Here is a 17757-nt window from a genome sequence, read left to right on the forward strand (position 1 = left end):
TCCCTGCGACGTCTCGCATCCGACTCACCCGTGATCCTCGAGGACCGCCTCGGCGGTCAGTTCGCCGCTGATGAGACACATCGGGACGCCGATTCCCGGGGTCGTATCCCCGCCGACCATGTAGAGCCCGTCGACTCGCTTGGCCCGATGGGGCGGCCTGAAGAGGGCGGTCTGGCGGAGCGTGTGGGCGAGACCCAGCGCCGTCCCGTTGTAGCTGTTGTACCGATTCGCGAAGTCCTCGATACAGAACCGTTCCTCGAGGACGATCCGGTCCCGGAGGTCGGTCCCGGTGTGGTCGGCGAGATCGTCGAGAACCAGGTCGCGGTACTGTTCTCGCTGTTCGGGGGTATCCTCGAGTCCGGGTGCGATCGGGACGAGCACGAACAGGTTGCTGTGGCCGTCGGGGGCGACGTCGTCGTCGGTTTCGGAGGGGACACAGCAGTAGTAGGCGGGATCGTCGGGCCAGGCGGGCTCCTCGAAGATCTGATCGAAGTGCTCCTCCCAGTCGGTCGGGAGAACGAGGGTGTGGTGGGCCAGCTCGTCGACGTCGCCCTCGACACCCAGGTACAGCAGGAACGCGGAGGGGGCGTAGGTGCGCGAGTCCCAGTAGTCGGCGTCGTACCCCTGCCGTTCCTCCGGCAACAGCTCCTGATCGGTGTGGGGGTAGTCGGCGTTGCTGACGACCAGATCCGGTCGCAGCGGGCCCTCCGGGGTCTCGACGAGGAAGGCGCCCTCCCGACCCTTGATCCCGGTCGCGGGGCGGTTCGTCTCGTACTCGACGCCCAGCTCCCGGCCCAGCTCGGCGATCCCGTCGATGACGCCGCCGACCCCGTCCTCGGGGTACCAGACGCCGAGGTTGAAATCGACGTGGCTCATCAGGTTGTACAGCGCAGGGGTGTTCTTCGGCGACCCACCGAGGAAGACCAGCGTGTACTGCATGATCTGTTGCAGTTTGGGGTGGTCGAAGTAGTCCTCGACGTGACCCTGCATCGACCCCAGAAGCGACAGTCCTCGAGCCTGTCTGGCGACGTCGAGATCGAGGTAGTCCCGGAGCTTCGAGCGGTCCTCGTAGACGAAGTGTTCCATCCCGACCTCGTAGTTCTCGCGAGACTTCTCGAGGTAGCGCTCGAGGGCCTCGCCGGCGCCGTCCTCGTAGCTCTCGAAGACCCGCTTCGTGCGCTCGAGCTCGGGCGTGACGTCGACCTCGTCCCCGTCCTTGAAGAAGATCCGGTAGTGGGGGTCGAGGTGGGTCAGCCCGTAGTAGTCGGTCGGCGTTCGGTCGAAGTGATCGAAGAAGCGCTCGAAAACGTCGGGCATCAGGTACCACGAGGGACCCATGTCGAACCGGAACCCGTCGCGCTCGAGCCGGCTCGCGCGGCCACCGAGCTGTTCGTTCTTCTCGATGACCCGCACGTCGGCGCCCGCGTCGGCCAGGTAGCAGGCCGTCGAGAGCCCGCCGACCCCGGCGCCGATCACGACGACCGACTCTCCGTCAAGCGATTGCATACATTCCCTGAACGTCGGCCCGAGTATAAACGTACGTCATCCCTGTTCGGATTTCCGGACGTCCGCCGTCGATGGGTTCCTGTAGCCCCGCTCCCTACGCCAGCCATGGATGAGCTGACAGTTCTCGTGACCGGTGGCACGCGCGGGATCGGACGGGCCGTCGCCGACGCGTTCGCGGACGAGGGTGCGACCGTGGTCGTCGGCGCTCGAGACGGCGACGCGGTCGAGGAAACCGTCGACACCCTCGAGGAGCGCGGAGCGACAGCCGCGGGCGTTCGGACGGACGTCCGCGACGAGTTCGACGTCGAGCGGCTGGTCGAGACGGCCTCGCGGACGGGGCCGGAGGGCGGGATCGACGTGATCGTCGCCGCGGCCGGCGTCTACCACGGCGAGGCTGGCGCGACGCCGACCGATCGGGAGTCGTACGCGGCGTTCGACGACCACTGGCGGAGCAACGGTCGGGGCGTGTTCGCGACGATTCGCGAGGCACTCCCGCACCTCAACGAGGGAGCGCGGGTGCTCGTGCCGACCGGGGCGGTCGCGCGGGAGGGCAAACAGGGGTACGGCTCGTACGCGATCTCGAAGGCGACGGCGGAGGCCGTCGCACGCGGGTTCGCGGCCGACACCGACTCCGTCGTGGGCTGTCTCGACCCGGGGCAGGTCGGGACCCAGCTCTCGGGCGGAAGCGGTCGGGATCCAGACGACGTCGCGGGGATGTTCGTCTGGGGCGCGACCGACGCACCAGCCGACGACCTCGACGGGTCCGTTCTCGGTCTTCGGGAGTGGAAGCAGGCGACGCGGTAGCTACTCGTCGTTCTCGTCGTCTCGGGCGTGTTCCCGGCCGAACGTCGACAACGACTCCCAGCCGAACTCGTCGCCCAGCGTCTCGATCGCCTCGCCGATCGACGCCCGGTCCTCGAGTTCCCGCTCGGTTTCAGGACGGCCGACGACCGTCTCCTCGTCGTTGTACTCGCCCTCGAAGACGGATCGACTCGCCGTGTCGAAAAACATCGGCGTTCCCTCCGTCGTCGAGCCGACGTACTCGACGTCGCCCTCGCGCTCCCGTCCCTCATATACATACGCGAACAGCTGTGATCAAACCGCACAACCGTTGGTGTTGACGGGCAAGCCGGGACGGAGCTACCGCTCGAGACCCCGGCGGCGAGGGGTGCGGCGACGCCACTGGGAGGCGGGAGGGAACTCCGCGATGAAAATTTCAGTCGATGTGACCTTCGCGGCGAAGCTGATCGGCGTCCTGGCTGGTGTAGCGCCACTCGATGGTCGCCTTCTCGTCCTGCCAGTCCCAGGGTTCGGCGACGACGATATCGTCTTGCTCGATCCAGGTTCGGTACTTCATTCGTCCCGGAATGCGGCCGAGCCGTTCCTCGCCGTCGGCACACTGGAGCTGGACGTGGTTGCCCCCGAGGTGTTCGGTCACAACGGCGAATACTTCATCGTCGTTGGGCATACGGAGGTTCCGTCGCCCGGAGTTTTCTGACACAGGCTATCTACGACGGCCATACGTTTAAATGATTGGCGAGACGCAGTGCCGTGGGTCCGAATCTCACAGCTCCCGCTCGGAATCGGGGTTCTCGAGGTCCCACAGCAGCTCCGGCAGGAAGGCGTCGAGGTTGTCAATCACGACCCGGTCACTGACGTTCAGCCCCTCACAGTGGTCGTGTGCGGAGTCACGAATGTCGACGTGGAGGTCGCCGTCCTCGCGCCAGACGCCGAGCGGGAAGACCGAACACCGGGTCGGTTTCCAGTCCTCCTCGAGGTGCAGCGAACAGAGGCCGTCCTCCCGGAGGAACGCGCAGGCACAGCCGTCGTCGGCGACGTGGTCGTCGCGCCCTTTCTCCTCGCGGGTGACGAACTTCTCGCCGCGAAACTCCGTCGTCGTCTCGGCGAGGTTCGCCCGCTTTGCGAGCTCGAGGAGGTCGTCGCCGTACAGCAAGACGCCGTGCTGGCAGCACCAGGTGCAGTCCTCGACGCACTCGAAGGTCAGCTCGGGGTCGAACTCGACGACGACCTCGCGGCCCGGATAGACCTCGACGCGGGGAGAAGCCTCGGTGCTCACACCTGCCGAGAGGGGGCGTCCGCGGAAGTGCCTTTCCTCTCGGCTCGGCGCTCGCGCCGACTCTCGAGCGTCGATCCGCGTTCGGAAGTTACCAGTCTTCCACGAGTCGTTCGACGAGGAGGAGTCCGTTTCACGGCGGTGTACACCATGATGATCGCTGAAAGTCGGTCCGCACCCGATCGCACGATGGAAGCGCGGTTCGGAACGAGCGCGGTTTCCCACTCACTTCGTTTGTTCCGAACCGTGGAGCGAGCGGGAGCGGAGTGACCGTGGACGATCGGTATGCAAGCCGTTTCGGGTGTTGCTATAGCTGAGAAGAACGCCGTGCCGTACGCAGGTTAAATACCTCCCGAGATATCGTGGGTTGGTCAGGTGTACATTCCCACCGCTTGGAAAGTGTGTGTAGCATATAAACTGATCTGGTTCGGATATCGTTATATGAAGGGGAAGCCGAACATCATCGACAAGGACACGATCTCTGTAGTTTCACAACTCGATCCCGACCACATTCCAACCGCTACTCGACGGCGGTTCGTCGAACTGTTCGGGGCCGGTGCAATGGTTGGTCTCGCCGGCTGTATGGGCGACGATGACGAGTCAGCGGAAGAGTCGGAGCCCGAAGAGGAGGAAGACGAGGAAGGCGAACTGCTCGACCTCTCACTGGAGATCCCTTCGGCTATCGAGGACGGCTCTCCGACGTATGACGGGCGACTCAGCTTCCACGATTACACCAACGTCAGTCAAGGGCTCTACATGGGCGGAGCAGTCGCACGGGGAAGCGAGTTCGGCCACGAGAACTACCGCGCGGAGCTGGCCGACGACTACATGCGTGAGATGGGTGAGGAATGTCTCGACTGTCTCGACGAGGTGATGGATAGCTTCTGGGAGGACGGCGCGCTCACGCCGGAGTTGCGAGAGCGTGATGGAGGCTGGGAGCCCGTCGACAGTGTCGATATCACAGAGTATCCGCTCGCCGTCTACACGTATCAGGCCCACCACCGTGGCCCACGATGGGAGGATGAAGGCCACGACGACGTCTACAACGGGCTCGTGTTCAGCTGTGCGCCGTACATCTCCTCGCTCGGCTACTACCTTCTCGAGAACCACTACGAAGACGGACAGTTCTATCACGACACCGACCGCTCCGAGTTCGATACCGAGAGCATGGCGAACGGGCTAAACGCCATTAATGGCATCGGCTACGCGTGGGTTCGATACGATGCCCCCGATGGCGAGAGCGACATGGGGAAGGTCGATCACAGCGTCCTCCATGCGTTCCTCGGCTACGACGAGGAAGAACTGATCGAGGTTATCGACGAGGTCGTTCCCGTTCTCGACGATCACTGGGACGACGAGCGCGGCATCTACGATTTCGGCGACGCCACCGAGTACGATCTTCGCACGCTCGCAGCCCTCGTTCGTGGGCACAAGGCGCTGTACGAGATTCCCGAAATCTTCGGCGACGGAGCCGACTACACCGAGCGCTTTGCCGAGCGAGCGGCGATCATGGTCGAGCGATTTCTCGAGGCCGATCTCGAGGAGCCGTGGGGCCTCCCCGAGACAGTCGAGTACACCACCGATGGCGTCGTTGCGGCCTCCGACACTGTCGACGTTGCGGCCCAGTGGGAGTTCATCACGGTGTCGTTCGGTAGTTGGACGATCACGCGAGAGCGCGAAGGCGAACTGTCTCCGCTGCTGGTGAGCGAGTACAACGACGACCTCTTCGACGAGATCGGCGAGATGACCGACACGCTCCTCCTCGGCGGGATGGAGTACCAGCGTCAGGACGATGGATCGGTCGTGGCCGAACTCGATTACGAAACCGGCGACGTGATCGACGACACCCACACCGCATCCGCTCACGGCGCGTTCCTCACCGGCGTCGGAAACGTCTACCGAGACCACGAAGCGGTCGAACGCGCCCGCGATTGGGACGAGGCGGACGAAGAACTCCGCGACCGAAGCGAGGCGTTCCACGATCAGTACGTCGAGTGCGCCGAACAGCTCCGGGAGCAGTTCATTCGCTGAAAGAGTCGCGTTTAGTGGCCCCTTTATTCGGCATCATCTTACCCATACGATACTTCGTCGTACTCCGTACAAACCCGTGCTAGCTACGCACCACGCTTCCGCGATCATCCTCCGCCTCTTAGCGGCTCGAGCTCGCCGGAGACGTCGTTCTCACTCGAGGTCGGCGATTCCAGCCAGCTTCTCCCCGGCGGTGACGGCCGATTCGAGGGTCAGCGAGTAGATCACACCCGAGGTGGTGGCGGTCACGGACTGGCGTCGTTCGAACGTGGCCGGACAGTACAGCGTTCCGAGTTCGCGTCCCTCGCTCACGCGGTCGCCGATCGCTACTCCCGAAGCGGGCTCGAAGAGTCCCGATCGGTCGGCGCCGACCCGTCCCCCGTCGTCGTACAGCACCGTCTGCGAGGGAGGGTCGAGTGGCTCCGTCCGAAGCATGCCGAGCTCGCCCAGGACGTTCTCGATACCGTCGGCACCCCGTCGGGCCGCCTCGAGGTCGACCTGCCGGCTGTTCGAGAGCTCCGGGACGATCACCGTCGTTCCCGCCAGCCGCGCGGCCGTTCGCAGCGTTCCGCGGTACTCCTCGAGCGAGCGATCCGGCTCCGGGTCGGTCATGAGGTAGTCGGCGCCGAACACCGACGCGAGTCGTCGGGAGTCGTGCTCGCCGTTCTGAAATCGGACGTGCTCGAGCATGTCCGCGGTGCCGCTGTGAAGGTCGATCACGACGTCCGCGGCCTCGATCAGCTCCCAGAGGCTGGCGACCGTTCGCTCCTGAAGCGTGCCGTCGTCGTTTCCGGGCCACACCCTGTTGAAGTTCGGGTTGACCGCGTCGACGGCCTGGGGCGTTACGTAGGAGCCGTGATCGAACGCGAGGCTGTTGACCACCGGAACGGCGACCACGGTTCCCGCGAGTTCGGCCTCGAGCAGCCGCTCGTGGAGTCGGCGCAGCGCCGCGGTCCCGTTCAGTTCGATCCCGTGCTGTGCGGCCTGCAGGTACACCGTCGGCCCGGGCCCGCCCTCGTACCGGTGGACGGTCACCGAGACGTCCGTTCCCGATGGGAGTCGAGCGAGCGTCCGCTCGCTCACCGAGTGGGAGACGGTCTCGTGTTCCATACCCGATGGAGCCAGCGCCGCGGCTTGTAGCTTTGGTCGCGGCTGCTCCTGGCGCGACCAGCTACGTTCGCAGGCCTGGAGCCGAATTTTAAGACACCCCGACCAGTATGTCGGGGCGTGAAACGAACGATCCATACCGACGACGCACCGGAGGCGGTCGGCGCGTACAGCCAGGCGACGACGAACGGAAATCTCCTGTTTACGGCCGGTCAGCTGCCGATGACGGCCGACGGAGACCTCCTCGACGACGAGTCCGTTGGCGACCAGACCCGACGGTGTCTCGAGAACGTCGAGGCGATCCTCGAGTCCGAGGGCGGCTCCCTCGAGGACGTCCTCAAGATGACCGTCTTCCTGAACGATATCGACGACTTCGACGAGTTCAACGAGGCCTACAGCGAGTTCTTCGACGAGGAACCTCCAGCCAGAAGTGCCCTCGAGGTCGGCGAGGTGCCGAAAGGCGCGGCTCTCGAGGTCGAGGCGATCGCGACGGTAGAGTAACGCCCGCTCGAGCCGCTTTTCCGACGTTCAACTCCTCGAGAGCGACCGGTGTAGGTTTACACAGATCGGATCGCCCCTGCGGTGAACTCCCCTCCTCGAGGTGGCAAACCAGTACGAAACAACACGTGTCCGTTCCTCGAGAAGATGTGGTTGACTCCGTCGATTGCCCCGACTGCTCGAGGGAGAGACGATCTCGAGGACGGATCACCGGAATTTCGCTGCCGGTCCGTTCAGCGCTCCCGGCGAAGGTAGTCGACGACGGCCTCGGGATCGGCGTCGAGGCCGCCACCCTGGGCGAGCGTCTCGCCCCCGCCACCGCCCCCGCCGAACTCCGCAGTGACGTCCTCGACGATCCCGCTCGCGTCCGTCTCGCCCGTTGTCGCCGCTACGACGAACGCGCTCCCGTCGACACCCGTCAGCACGACGATGTCGCCGACCCGTCCGGCGCTCTCCTGGGCTCGTTCGGACGCGTCGTTCGGGCCGATCCCGTCGACATCGAGCGTGCCGACGACCCACTCCTGGCCGTCCCGCTCCACTGCGTCGCCGGCGAGGGTCTCGAGGCGGTTCTCGAGCAGTCGGTCCCGAAGCTCGTCGAGTTCGGCCTCCAGTTCGGCGTTGCGCTCGGCGACGGCGTTCGCTCGTTCCGGCAGCTCCGAGACGCCGGTCTCGAGGGCGCTCGCGGCACGTGTCGTCGCTCGCGTGCGGTCGGTTCTGGCCCGGATCGCTGCCGGACCGACCGCGTACTCGACGCGGACGAGGTCCGCACCGGGGTTCGAGATGTCCAGCACGGCAAGCGGGCCGATCTCGATCGTGTTCCGGACGTGGGTGCCGCCACAGGCCGCGATATCCCAGTCTTCGATCTCGACGATCCGGACGGTATCGGCCCGCTCGGCTTCCGGCGTGAGGTTGAAGACGATCTCGTCGTCGGCTCTGGCCTGCTCGATGTCCATCTCACGCCAGGTCACCTGTCGGGACTCCCAGACCGCCTCGGCGAGCATGCGCTCGAGCGAGAGGGCGTCGATCGCGTCGGGCTCGCTCGTCTCGAAATCGATCCGACACGTCTCGGTTCCGATGTCGAACCCGCCGTAGCCGTGGTCCTCGAGCAGCCGCCGTCCGGCGCCGTACAGCATGTGACTGGCGGTGTGAGCCCGCATGCAGTAGGTTCGGAACCCCTCGTCGATCGATCCGACGACGGTCTCGCCCGCCTCGAACTCGGGGGTCGACGCCAGCGTGTGGACGACCGCGCGGTCCTGCGTCTGAACGTCGACGACCTCGGCGTTCCCGATCGTTCCTCTGTCGGCCGGCTGACCGCCGCCTTCCGGGTAGAAGTACGTTTCCTCGAGTCTGACGTCGGTTCCGTCGACGGCCCGTACCCTCGTCTCGAACTCGGTTACGTAGGGTTCCGCGGCAGCGCGGCTCCCCGTTGCGTCCGGTGTCATGCCGGGAGTATCGGGGCACGCCGCCATAACCGTGCGGGACGCTGTCAGTACTTTCATGGTGGCGCCCGGCACCACGGTTGGTATGGAGTACCACGAGTCGGTCGACTCCCTCGAGTCGCTGCAACGACGGCGACCGAAACTCGGGACGGAGACGACCGCGACGCTGCTCTCGGCGCTCGGTCGACCACACGAGGAGATCGACTGCGTCCAGATCGCGGGATCGAACGGGAAGGGAAGCACGGCGCGGATGCTCGAGCGAGTGCTCCGCGAGGACGGGCTCGACGTCGGGCTCTACACCTCGCCGGACCTCGATGACGTGCGCGAGCGGATCCTCGTCGACGGCCGGAAGATCCCGAAGGATCGCGTCTGCTCGTTCGTCGTCGAGATCGAAGATGCGGTCGAACGGCTCCGGGAGGAGGGTGACGCGCCGACGTACTTCGAGGTGCTCACGGCGCTTGCGCTCTCACACTTCGCCGCCGAGTCGGTCGACGTCGCCGTCCTCGAGGTCGGGATCGGCGGGCGCTACGACGCGACGAGCGCGGTCGATCCGATCGCGAGCGCGGTCACCAGCGTCAGCCTGGAGCATACGGACCTCCTCGGCGAGACGATCGAGGAGATCGCCCGCGACAAGGCCCAGGTCGCCCCTGTCGACGCCCCGCTCGTCACCGGCGCCGACGGGGCGGCCCTCGAGGCGATCCGAACAGAGACGGACGCGANTCTCGGTCGGCAGCGACGGTGCGGACGTGGTCGCGACCGAACACGGGCTGGACTCGCCCGTCGAGAGCGCGATCTCGATAACGGCGCCGGAGTGGTCGGTCGAGACGAACCTCCCGCTTCCCGGCACTCATCAGGCGACCAACGCCGGCGTCGCAGCGGTGCTGGCCGACCAGATCGCGTCGGTCGACCCCGACACGATCGCACGCGGGCTGCGCAAGGCCCACTGGCCCGGTCGCTTCGAAGTCGTCTCGAGGTCGCCGATCGCGGTGTTAGACGGCGCGCACAACCCGGGTGCCTGCGAGACGCTCGCGGATCTCCTCGACCGCTACGCGTACGACGAGCTCCACCTGGTCTTCGGCGCGATGACCGAGAAGGATCACGAGGGGATGGCCGAGGCCCTTCCCGACCCCGACTCGGTCTTTCTCTGTCAGCCGAACGTCCCGCGAGCCGAGTCGCTCCCGGTCCTCGCCGACGCCTTCGAGGGACGGGCGGGTCGGATCGATCAATCGGGATCGGTTCTCGAGGCGACCGAGCGCGCGCTCTCGCGGGCCGACGAGGACGACCTCGTGCTCGTCGCCGGCTCGCTGTACGCGGTCGCCGAGGCGCGCGATCGCTGGTCTCGCCTCCAGGTTCCCAAGCGAACGAAGACGGAGCCCGAGGCCCAATCGGTACTCGAGGGGATGGGACTCGAGGAGTCGGTCGTCGAGGCGACCGCCGAACGGGCCGTCGGCCGGACGGTCAAGACCTACCTCCGTGATCCGCAGGCCGAGCGGATCAGCCGAACGTTCGAGGCAATCGGCGGGAGCTGTACGCTCTCGCCGACCGAGACTTCGACCCGTCGGATAACCACCGTGCTCTCGGGAACGAACGCCCAGTTCCAGGAGCTGATCGACGAACTCGACGGCGAGGAACTCGGGTTAGCTCACGTCTCGAGTCAGCTTCGGGGGATCGTCGAGGACGACGGACGCGAGGACGATGGCCGACTCCCGTGGAATCGGGAGACGGCCGTCATGGGCGTGCTGAACGTCACTCCCGATAGCTTCCACGACGGCGGCGAGTACGACGCGCTCGAGGACGCCGTCGCTCGCGCGGAGGCGATGCTCGAGGCAGGCGCCGACATCGTCGACGTGGGCGGCGAGAGCACCCGTCCCGGCGCCGACCCCGTCCCGGTCGCCGAGGAGATCGATCGTGTCGTTCCCGTTATCGAGGCGCTCGCCGACCTCGAGGTCCCGATCTCGGTCGACACGCGGAAGGCCGCCGTCGCCGACGCGGCCCTCGAGGCCGGCGCCGAGATCGTCAACGACGTCTCCGGGCTCGAGGATCCGGAGATGCGCTTCGTCGCCGCAGACCACGACGCTACCCTCGTCATCACACACAGCCTGGATACGCCGGTCGATCCCGACCGAACGGTCGCCTACGACGACGTCGTCGAGGAGGTCGTCTACGACCTCCAGGAGACAGTCCTGCTGGCGGAACGGGCCGGCCTCGAGCGCGATCGGATCGTCGTCGATCCCGGGTTCGGGTTCGGAAAGAACGCCGAGGAGTGCTTCGAGTTGCTTTCCCGACTGGACGAGTTTCGGGCGCTCGACTGTCCGGTTATGGTCGGCCACTCCCACAAGTCGATGTTCGAACGGGTGGGCTGCGAGCCCGGCGAGCGACTCCCGCCGACGATCGCCGTTACGGCGATGGCGGCCGAGCGCGGCGCCGACGTCGTCCGGGTTCACGACGTCGCCGAGAACGACGCCGCGATTCGGACCGTTCGAGCGACCGACGACCGGTAATTTCCGTCGCTCTCGGACGGAGCGGCCCGAGAACCGACGACGAATAGCTTATGGGACTCCCATGAGCAGTGTGGGACATGATCACCCGACTCATCAGCCACGGTTCTTCGAGCAGCCGCCGCGTCGTCCACGAACGCCCTCCCCACGATCGGTCCGACCGCTGAGCGATGTCGATCACAGTCAAAGCGTACGCGGAACACGAGCACCTCGCGTTAGTGCCGACGTTGCGACGAGCCGACGACCTCGAGATCAAGGTCCTTACGCAGGCCAACACCGATCCGGGATCGCACGTCTTCCCGTTTCTCCTCGAGTACGACGACGTCGGCGAACTCGAGGGGTTCCTCGAGGCGGATCCGACCGTCGACGACTACCACCTCGTCGACGAGGGCGAGGACACCCATATCTACTACATCGAACACTCGGCGGAGACGAAGCTCCTGAGCCCCGTCGTCACGCAGGTAAACGGATTCATGTCCTCGGCCGAGACGAAGTGTCGAGGCTGGTTCGTCACCCTCCACCTCCCCGACCGGGAGGCGCTGACCACGATCTGGGAGTACTCCGAGGAGTACGACGTGAGTTTCGACATCGTCGAGGTATACGGCCGGGCCCGCAACGAGACCGGCGTCGCCTACGGACTCACGGAGGAACAGGTCGAGGCGCTGACGGTGGCCTACGACTGTGGCTACTTCAGCGAGCCTCGAGAGATGGCCCTGAGCGATATCGCCGACGAGATCGGGCTCTCCTCGACGGCCATGAGCGGGCGGCTCCGACGCGGGATGCGGAACCTGATCTCCGCCGCGCTGATGGACGGAGAGGACATCGAGTAGGCGCCTCTCCGACGCAGTTGTAAAATAGGCGGCGAGCGACTACTCGCTCGAGTCGACGATCTCGTTTCGAAGCGTGCCGACGCCCTCGTAGGTGATCTCGACGGTGTCGCCGGGTTCGACCAGCCCCGGGTTCGCGGGGCTGCCGAAGGCGACGACGTCGCCGGGACGGAACGTAAACCGCCTCGAGAGATAGGAGACGATCTCGTAGGGGTCGAACAGCATGAGCTCCGTGTTCGCGTCCTGGCGTCGCTCGTCACCGATGTCGGTGTGCATGTCGATTTCCCGCGGATCGAGGTCGGTCTCGAGCCACGGCCCCAGCGGGCCGGAGCCGTCGAACGCCTTTCTCGCCGTGCGACCCTGCTGGTCGAGGGCATCGACGTCGTTCATGATCGTGTAGCCGCGGACGACGTCGGGGACCTCGTCCTCGGAAACGTCGTGACAACGCTCGTCGATCACGGCCGCGAGCTCGCCGGCATAGGTCAGCTCCTCGGTGAACTCGGGGTACTCGATGGGCTCTTCGTGGGCCAAAAGCGACGCCGGCGGCTTGATGAAGAAGTCGGGCTCCTCGGGACGCTCGTACTCCATCTGGTCGAGCGTCTCGGCGTAGTTGCGCCCGACGCAGTACATTGCCGATGGCTCGCAGGGCGGGAGGAGGTCGCCGTCGACGCCGACCTCGTACTCGTCGCCGTCCGTGTGGACGACGCCGTCCTCGTACTGTCCGGTTACCGGTCCGTCGGCCGTCTCGATTCTCGCGAGTCGCATTGGCGGTGGTCGTCAGTCCAGCGGCGTATGTGTACCGATCCGGTTTCGGACGTGTCGGCTCGGACCGTGTTACCCTTTTCTCGCTGCTCGTCGGAGCACCCCTCGCATGAGCGAGTACGACACCGACGTGTTGGTTTCGGCGGATTGGGTCGAAGACCACCTCGAGGAGTTCCAGGCCGACGATCCCGACTACCGTCTCGTGGAGGTCAACAGTCCCGAGTCGCCCGACGAGGGCGACTTCCCCTCGCGGTACGACGAGGGTCATATTCCGGGCGCGATCGGAATGCAGTGGGACGAGGACCTCTCCGATTCGGACCAGCGGGACATCCTCAAGAAGGAGGACTTCGAGCGAGTCGTCGGCGACCGCGGCATCGGCGAGGAGTCGACGGTCGTCTTCTACGGGAACGGCTGGATCCCCAACTGGTTCGCGCTCTTTGCCTACTGGGAGTTCAAGTACTACGGCCACGAGGACGCCCGCGTCCTCGACGGCGGGAAGGACTACTGGGTCAACGAGGACTACCCGCTAACCGACGAGGAACCAGAGTTCGATGCCGTCGAGTACACCGCAAAGGGACCCTTCGAGAGCATCCGCGCCTACCAGGACGACGTCGACAAGGCTCGCGAGGCCGGCATCCCGATGGTCGACGTCCGCTCGCCCGAGGAGTTCTCGGGTGAGATTATCGCACCCGAAGGACTCCAGGAGACCGCCCAGCGCGGCGGCCATATCCCCGGCGCCTCGAACGTCCCCGTGAAGACGAACCTGCGCGACGACGGCCGATTCAAGGGACCCGACGAGCTCGAGGAACTGTACGCCGATTCGGGGATCGACGGCGACGAGAGCGTCGTCACCTACTGCCGAGTCGGCGAACGGTCGGCAATCGCCTGGTTCGCCCTGCACGAACTGCTCGGCTACGAGGACGTCCACAACTACGACGGCTCCTGGACCGAGTGGGGGAATTTGATTCGGGCGCCGATAGAGAAGGGAGAGAATTGAGCGAAGCGAAATTCTCCCGAAAAGCGAGCGGGGAGCGACAGCGACCCGCGAGCAGGGCGAGAGTGAGTGAATGCAACGAACGAACTCTCGGAAAAGTGAGCGGGGAACGAACGTGACCCGCGAGCAGGGCGACGACCTTCTCCCGAGAACGGGATCGACACGAGGACGTCGCACCACCCAGTCCTCGAGCGGGGCGAGTGAGAGCTGCGCGAATTCGGTCCTGCGGGGCGCTCAGACGGGTTCGTCGTTCGAGACCGCTATCGGCGACTCGAGCACCGATCGCTCGAGCGCCGTGCCGGGCACGACGAGTCGGCTACTCCCGACTCACTCGGTGGGCTCGTCGTCGACCTCCCACTCGAGCGTGACGGTGATCTCCTCGCGTTCGCCGCCGAGCATCGGCGAGCGTTCCTCGACCTCGATTCCGTACTCGAGCGTCGAGGAGGGCGTCAGCGCCAGCGTCTTGTTGCCGACCTGTACGTCGATCGGGCCTGCGCCCTGTCCGCGGATCTCCCGAGCCAGATCCTGCAAGAGGTCGGCTGCTTCCTCGCGCGAGACGTCCTCCTCGTGGTCCGTCTTCTCTGCCATGTACGTGTACCCACCGTCCGAACTGATATACGTTGGCGACGAAGTGGCAGGCCCAGTATTGCGACCCTAGCGGAGCACGTCCTCGAGGTTCCGATACCGGATCGCCTCCCGCGCCGAGCGATCGAGGTCGAACCGGTCGAACAGCTCGAGTTGCGGGACCGCCTGGCCGGGATAGATGTAGTCGGTGCCGAAGATCAGCTGCTCCGAGTGTGCTTCGAGGAATACCTGTCCGAACGCGGGATCCCGTGTCAGCGCGTTCCAGCCCGAGATCCCCGAGAGGTCGCCGTAGAGGTTGTCGTATCGCTCGAGCAGCTCCGGGACGCGACCGGGCTCGTCGATCTCGCCGTCGGGGTAGTCCCCGAGATCAGCCTCCTCGACGTCGGTTGCGACGTGAGCCCACCAGCCGTGGGCGTGTGCGAGGAAGTCCACCTCCGGAAAGGAGGCGACGACGTCCTCGAGTCTCGGCAGTCCGACTTCGTCCATCATCGCCTTCTCGTCGGTGTGAAACAGGATCGGGAGCTCGTGCTCGGCGCCCAGCTCGTAGATCCGTTCGGCACGGGAGTCGTCGATCGCCACGCCGGCTTTCAGCTCGCCGAACCCCCGGGCGCCCCGCTCGACGTAGCGCTCGAGCAGCTCCTCGGCGGCGTCCTCGCCGTAGACGAGCGTTCGGGGATCGATCGTACAGAACGGGAGCAGGCGCTCCGGGTAGGGTTCGACCTGCTCGAGGATCCACGGGCTCGAGGCGAGCACGGGGTAGCTCTCGGGGGAGTCGAGCGCCAGCACGACCGCGCGGTCGATGCCGTTGTCGTCCATCCACGCCACGAGGTCGTCGGCCGAGAGCGGCTCTCGGCCCAGGGTCTCCTCGGGGATCAGGTGACAGTGGGCGTCGACGAGCGGCTCGTCCTCGAGGTCGTCGTCCCGCTGTGTCTGCCTCTGGTCCGCGCCGACGGACCCAGTGCCGCCGATCGTTCCGGCCGCGGCGATCCCCGCGGCGCCCTCGAGCGTTCGGCGTCGCGTCGTCCGCCGATCGTCGGCTGTCGATCCGTCGTCCGCTCCGGGTCCGTGTTCGTCCATACGCGCTCTCCCACCGACGCCGTGAAAATCCCGAGGGGGACCGGTCGGGGTTCCGACCAGTTCCGTACCCGTTGTCTCGTCGATGATGCCTCGCCGGCGAATGGAGTTCTCGCCGTTCCCTCCAGGTCGATCGCTTCTCGAGCGACGTGGTTGCGAGCAAGCGTTATCATGCTATGTGTCCACGATATCCGTAGGAAGTATGAAGAAGCTCATCAACGAACCGGATGCGGCCGTCGACGAGATGCTCGAGGGGATGGTCGCGGCCCACCCCGAACTGCGCCGGCTCGAGGGAACGGAGGTGGTCGTCCGTGCCGATGCTCCGGTCGAGGGAAAGGTCGGCATCGTCTCGGGCGGTGGCAGCGGTCACGAGCCGACCCACGCAGGCTACATCGGGGACGGGATGCTCGACGGCGCGGCCGCGGGCGAGGTCTTCACCTCGCCGACGGCCGACCAGCTGAGCGAGATGATCCAGGCATGCGACGGCGGCGAGGGGGTGTTCTGCGTCGTCAAGAACTACGAGGGCGACGTGATGAACTTCGAGACGGCGATCGAGATGGCCGAGATGGAGGCCGATACCGACGTCGGGTACGTCGTCGTCGACGACGACGTCGCCGTCGAGGACTCGCTGTACACCTCGGGCCGTCGTGGAGTCGCCGGGACGATCTTCGTCCACAAGGCCGCCGGCGCGATGGCCCACCGGGGCGCCGACCTGGCGGAGATCGAACGCGTCGCCGAGAAAGTAACCGACCGCGTCGGAACGATGGGGACGGCGCTCACCTCCTGTGTCACGCCCGAGAAGGGCGAGGCGACGTTCGACCTCGGCGAGGACGAGATCGAGCTCGGGATCGGCATCCACGGCGAACCGGGCACCGAACGCACCGAGATCATGTCCGCCGACGAGATCACCGACCACCTCGCCGAGGCCGTCCTCGAGGACCTCGGGGTCGAGTCGGGCGCCGAGGTCGCGACGATCGTCAACGGGATGGGTGGGACGCCGCTGATGGAGCTGTACGTCGTCAACCGCCGACTCCAGGCGTTGCTCGAGGATCGCGGCCTCGAGACCTGGAACGCCCGCGTCGGTGACTACATGACCTCCCTGGACATGATGGGGTGTTCGATCACGGTGCTCGAACTCGACGACGAGCTGAAGGAGCTGCTCGCGTACCCGGCCGAGACACCCGGATTGACCGTGACGGAGGGCTGAACTCCGGGATGGACCGAGAAGCTCAGGCCGAGGCGATCCGCGAGGCGACGGCGGCGATGGCCGACCGGATGGCGGCTGAGAAGTCCGTTCTGACCGACCTCGACTCCGCGATCGGCGACGCCGACCACGGCGCGAACATGAACCGCGGGTTCCAGGCCGCCCTGGAGCGACTCGAGGACGCCGATGACGACCCCGCCACACTCGTCAAGACCGTCGGCGTCGCGCTCGTCTCGGAGGTCGGCGGCGCCGCCGGCCCGCTGTACGGCGGCTCGCTGATGAAAGCGAGCGGGGAACTCGAGGAGGGAGTTACCGCCGAGTCGTCGGTCGCGTTCGCCGAACGGTACCTCGAGACCGTCGAGGAGCGAGGGAAGGCGTCCGTCGGGGACAAGACGATGGTCGACGCGATCACGCCGGCGGTCCACACCTACAAGAAGTCGATCGAGGTCGACGACTGTGACCCCCTCGAGGCGCTCGGAAAGGCCGTCGACGCGGCCGAGCGCGGCGTGGCGTTTACGACCCCGATACGCGCCAAAAAGGGGCGGGCGTCCTATCTCGGCTGGCGCTCCGTCGGCCACCAGGACCCCGGCGCGACGAGCACCCTCTACCTGCTTGAGGAGCTGCTCGAGGTCGCGAGGGAACACCTCGACGGCGACGTCGAAACCGACGCCGAAGCCGACGTCGACCCCGAGGAACTCGCGGAGCCGGCCGCCGGCGGAGAAGTTGACGAAAGCGCGAACAGCGACGGAGGGAGCTGATGGTCGGCATCGTCGTGGTCTCACACAGCGAACGAGCCGCCGAGGGGATCCGCGAGATCGCCCGGGAGATGGGCGGCGACGTCCGGATCGAGGCCGTCGGCGGAACCGGGGACGGCCAAATCGGGACGACGCCGGAGCCGATCCGCGAGGCGGTCGAGGCGGCTGACGGGAGCGGCGAGGGCGTCGTCGTTCTCGTCGACCTCGGGAGCGCCGTGATGAACGCCGAACTCGCCCTCGAGGAGGCCGCCGTCGACGAGGCGGTCGTCGCGGACGCACCGGTCCTCGAGGGGGCGCTCAACGCGGCCGTCGCGGCGACCGCGCCGAACGCGACCGTCGAGGCGGTTCGCGAGGCTGCTGAAGAGGCGGCTGGCGTCTCGAAGCTGTAATCGTTCGTGGCTACCGG

At 66.2% G+C, this 17757-nt stretch carries 17 protein-coding genes and 1 pseudogene; 9 read left to right on the top strand and 9 right to left on the bottom strand.

The window, feature by feature from the left end; translation table 11 throughout:
- Window positions 1-24 precede the first annotated feature (24 nt).
- A complete protein-coding gene (locus C491_RS12020) occupies window positions 25-1506 on the bottom strand; it encodes a phytoene desaturase family protein (protein ID WP_005556589.1) in 1482 nt (493 codons plus the stop codon).
- A gap of 105 nt (window positions 1507-1611) precedes the next feature.
- On the opposite strand from C491_RS12020, the gene C491_RS12025 reads away from it, so the two are divergent.
- Window positions 1612-2310, top strand: coding sequence for an SDR family NAD(P)-dependent oxidoreductase (locus C491_RS12025; protein ID WP_005556590.1), 699 nt, complete (start codon window positions 1612-1614; stop codon window positions 2308-2310).
- On the opposite strand, the gene C491_RS12030 is transcribed toward C491_RS12025, so the two are convergent.
- From C491_RS12030 to C491_RS12040, 3 genes are all read right to left on the bottom strand, one after another.
- Window positions 2311-2517 carry a hypothetical protein gene (locus C491_RS12030; protein ID WP_005556592.1) on the bottom strand — a complete coding sequence of 69 codons (207 nt, stop codon included), beginning with the start codon at window positions 2515-2517 and terminating at the stop codon, window positions 2311-2313.
- A 205-nt stretch (window positions 2518-2722) separates the two neighbouring features.
- Window positions 2723-3007: a translation initiation factor eIF-1A gene (locus tag C491_RS12035; protein ID WP_083909307.1), complete on the bottom strand. Its 285-nt coding sequence runs from the start codon at window positions 3005-3007 to the stop codon at window positions 2723-2725.
- Window positions 3008-3070: 63 nt separating this feature from the next.
- A complete protein-coding gene (locus tag C491_RS12040) occupies window positions 3071-3583 on the bottom strand; it encodes a hypothetical protein (RefSeq protein ID WP_005556595.1) in 513 nt (170 codons plus the stop codon).
- Window positions 3584-4021: 438 nt separating this feature from the next.
- On the opposite strand from C491_RS12040, the gene C491_RS12045 reads away from it, so the two are divergent.
- Window positions 4022-5611: a hypothetical protein gene (locus C491_RS12045; protein ID WP_005556597.1), complete on the top strand. Its 1590-nt coding sequence runs from the start codon at window positions 4022-4024 to the stop codon at window positions 5609-5611.
- A gap of 150 nt (window positions 5612-5761) precedes the next feature.
- Here the strand turns inward: C491_RS12045 and C491_RS12050 are convergent, their stop codons facing one another.
- Window positions 5762-6718: a succinylglutamate desuccinylase/aspartoacylase family protein gene (locus tag C491_RS12050; RefSeq protein ID WP_005556598.1), complete on the bottom strand. Its 957-nt coding sequence runs from the start codon at window positions 6716-6718 to the stop codon at window positions 5762-5764.
- Between the two features lie 117 nt (window positions 6719-6835).
- Between C491_RS12050 and C491_RS12055 the strand changes: the two genes are divergently transcribed.
- The gene (locus C491_RS12055; protein ID WP_005556601.1) at window positions 6836-7216 is read left to right on the top strand and encodes a RidA family protein; all 381 of its coding nucleotides are present in this window, start codon (window positions 6836-6838) and stop codon (window positions 7214-7216) included.
- Between the two features lie 230 nt (window positions 7217-7446).
- Here the strand turns inward: C491_RS12055 and C491_RS12060 are convergent, their stop codons facing one another.
- Window positions 7447-8655 (bottom strand): alanyl-tRNA editing protein, encoded by a 1209-nt coding sequence (locus C491_RS12060; RefSeq protein ID WP_005556602.1) that lies wholly within the window; start codon window positions 8653-8655, stop codon window positions 7447-7449.
- A gap of 82 nt (window positions 8656-8737) precedes the next feature.
- Here C491_RS12060 and folP point away from each other — a divergent pair.
- Together folP and C491_RS12070 are read left to right on the top strand one after the other, a co-directional pair.
- Window positions 8738-11153: pseudogene (gene folP / locus C491_RS12065) on the top strand (dihydropteroate synthase).
- Between the two features lie 167 nt (window positions 11154-11320).
- On the top strand, window positions 11321-11980 hold the full coding sequence (locus C491_RS12070; protein WP_005556610.1) for a helix-turn-helix domain-containing protein: 660 nt from the start codon (window positions 11321-11323) through the stop codon (window positions 11978-11980).
- A 39-nt stretch (window positions 11981-12019) separates the two neighbouring features.
- On the opposite strand, the gene C491_RS12075 is transcribed toward C491_RS12070, so the two are convergent.
- Window positions 12020-12742 (bottom strand): fumarylacetoacetate hydrolase family protein, encoded by a 723-nt coding sequence (locus C491_RS12075; RefSeq protein WP_005556612.1) that lies wholly within the window; start codon window positions 12740-12742, stop codon window positions 12020-12022.
- Between the two features lie 106 nt (window positions 12743-12848).
- On the opposite strand from C491_RS12075, the gene C491_RS12080 reads away from it, so the two are divergent.
- Window positions 12849-13736 carry a sulfurtransferase gene (locus C491_RS12080; RefSeq protein ID WP_005556614.1) on the top strand — a complete coding sequence of 296 codons (888 nt, stop codon included), beginning with the start codon at window positions 12849-12851 and terminating at the stop codon, window positions 13734-13736.
- Window positions 13737-14060: 324 nt separating this feature from the next.
- On the opposite strand, the gene C491_RS12085 is transcribed toward C491_RS12080, so the two are convergent.
- Both C491_RS12085 and C491_RS12090 read right to left on the bottom strand, forming a co-directional pair.
- Entirely contained in the window at window positions 14061-14321 is a 261-nt protein-coding gene (locus tag C491_RS12085; RefSeq protein WP_005556616.1) for an amphi-Trp domain-containing protein, read from the bottom strand.
- Window positions 14322-14387: 66 nt separating this feature from the next.
- The gene (locus tag C491_RS12090; protein ID WP_005556617.1) at window positions 14388-15395 is read right to left on the bottom strand and encodes an amidohydrolase family protein; all 1008 of its coding nucleotides are present in this window, start codon (window positions 15393-15395) and stop codon (window positions 14388-14390) included.
- Between the two features lie 199 nt (window positions 15396-15594).
- Between C491_RS12090 and dhaK the strand changes: the two genes are divergently transcribed.
- Genes dhaK through dhaM form a run of 3 tightly spaced genes read left to right on the top strand, consistent with a single transcriptional unit; the run spans window position 15595 to window position 17740 of the window.
- The gene (dhaK, locus tag C491_RS12095) at window positions 15595-16599 is read left to right on the top strand and encodes a dihydroxyacetone kinase subunit DhaK (RefSeq protein ID WP_005556619.1); all 1005 of its coding nucleotides are present in this window, start codon (window positions 15595-15597) and stop codon (window positions 16597-16599) included.
- A gap of 8 nt (window positions 16600-16607) precedes the next feature.
- On the top strand, window positions 16608-17354 hold the full coding sequence (dhaL, locus tag C491_RS12100; RefSeq protein WP_005556621.1) for a dihydroxyacetone kinase subunit DhaL: 747 nt from the start codon (window positions 16608-16610) through the stop codon (window positions 17352-17354).
- Window positions 17354-17740, top strand: coding sequence for a dihydroxyacetone kinase phosphoryl donor subunit DhaM (gene dhaM / locus C491_RS12105; protein WP_005556623.1), 387 nt, complete (start codon window positions 17354-17356; stop codon window positions 17738-17740). Before dhaL ends, dhaM begins: the two co-directional genes overlap by 1 nt.
- Window positions 17741-17757 lie beyond the last annotated feature (17 nt).

The organism is Natronococcus amylolyticus DSM 10524 (genome assembly GCF_000337675.1).
GTDB classification, from domain to species: Archaea; Halobacteriota; Halobacteria; order Halobacteriales; family Natrialbaceae; genus Natronococcus; species Natronococcus amylolyticus.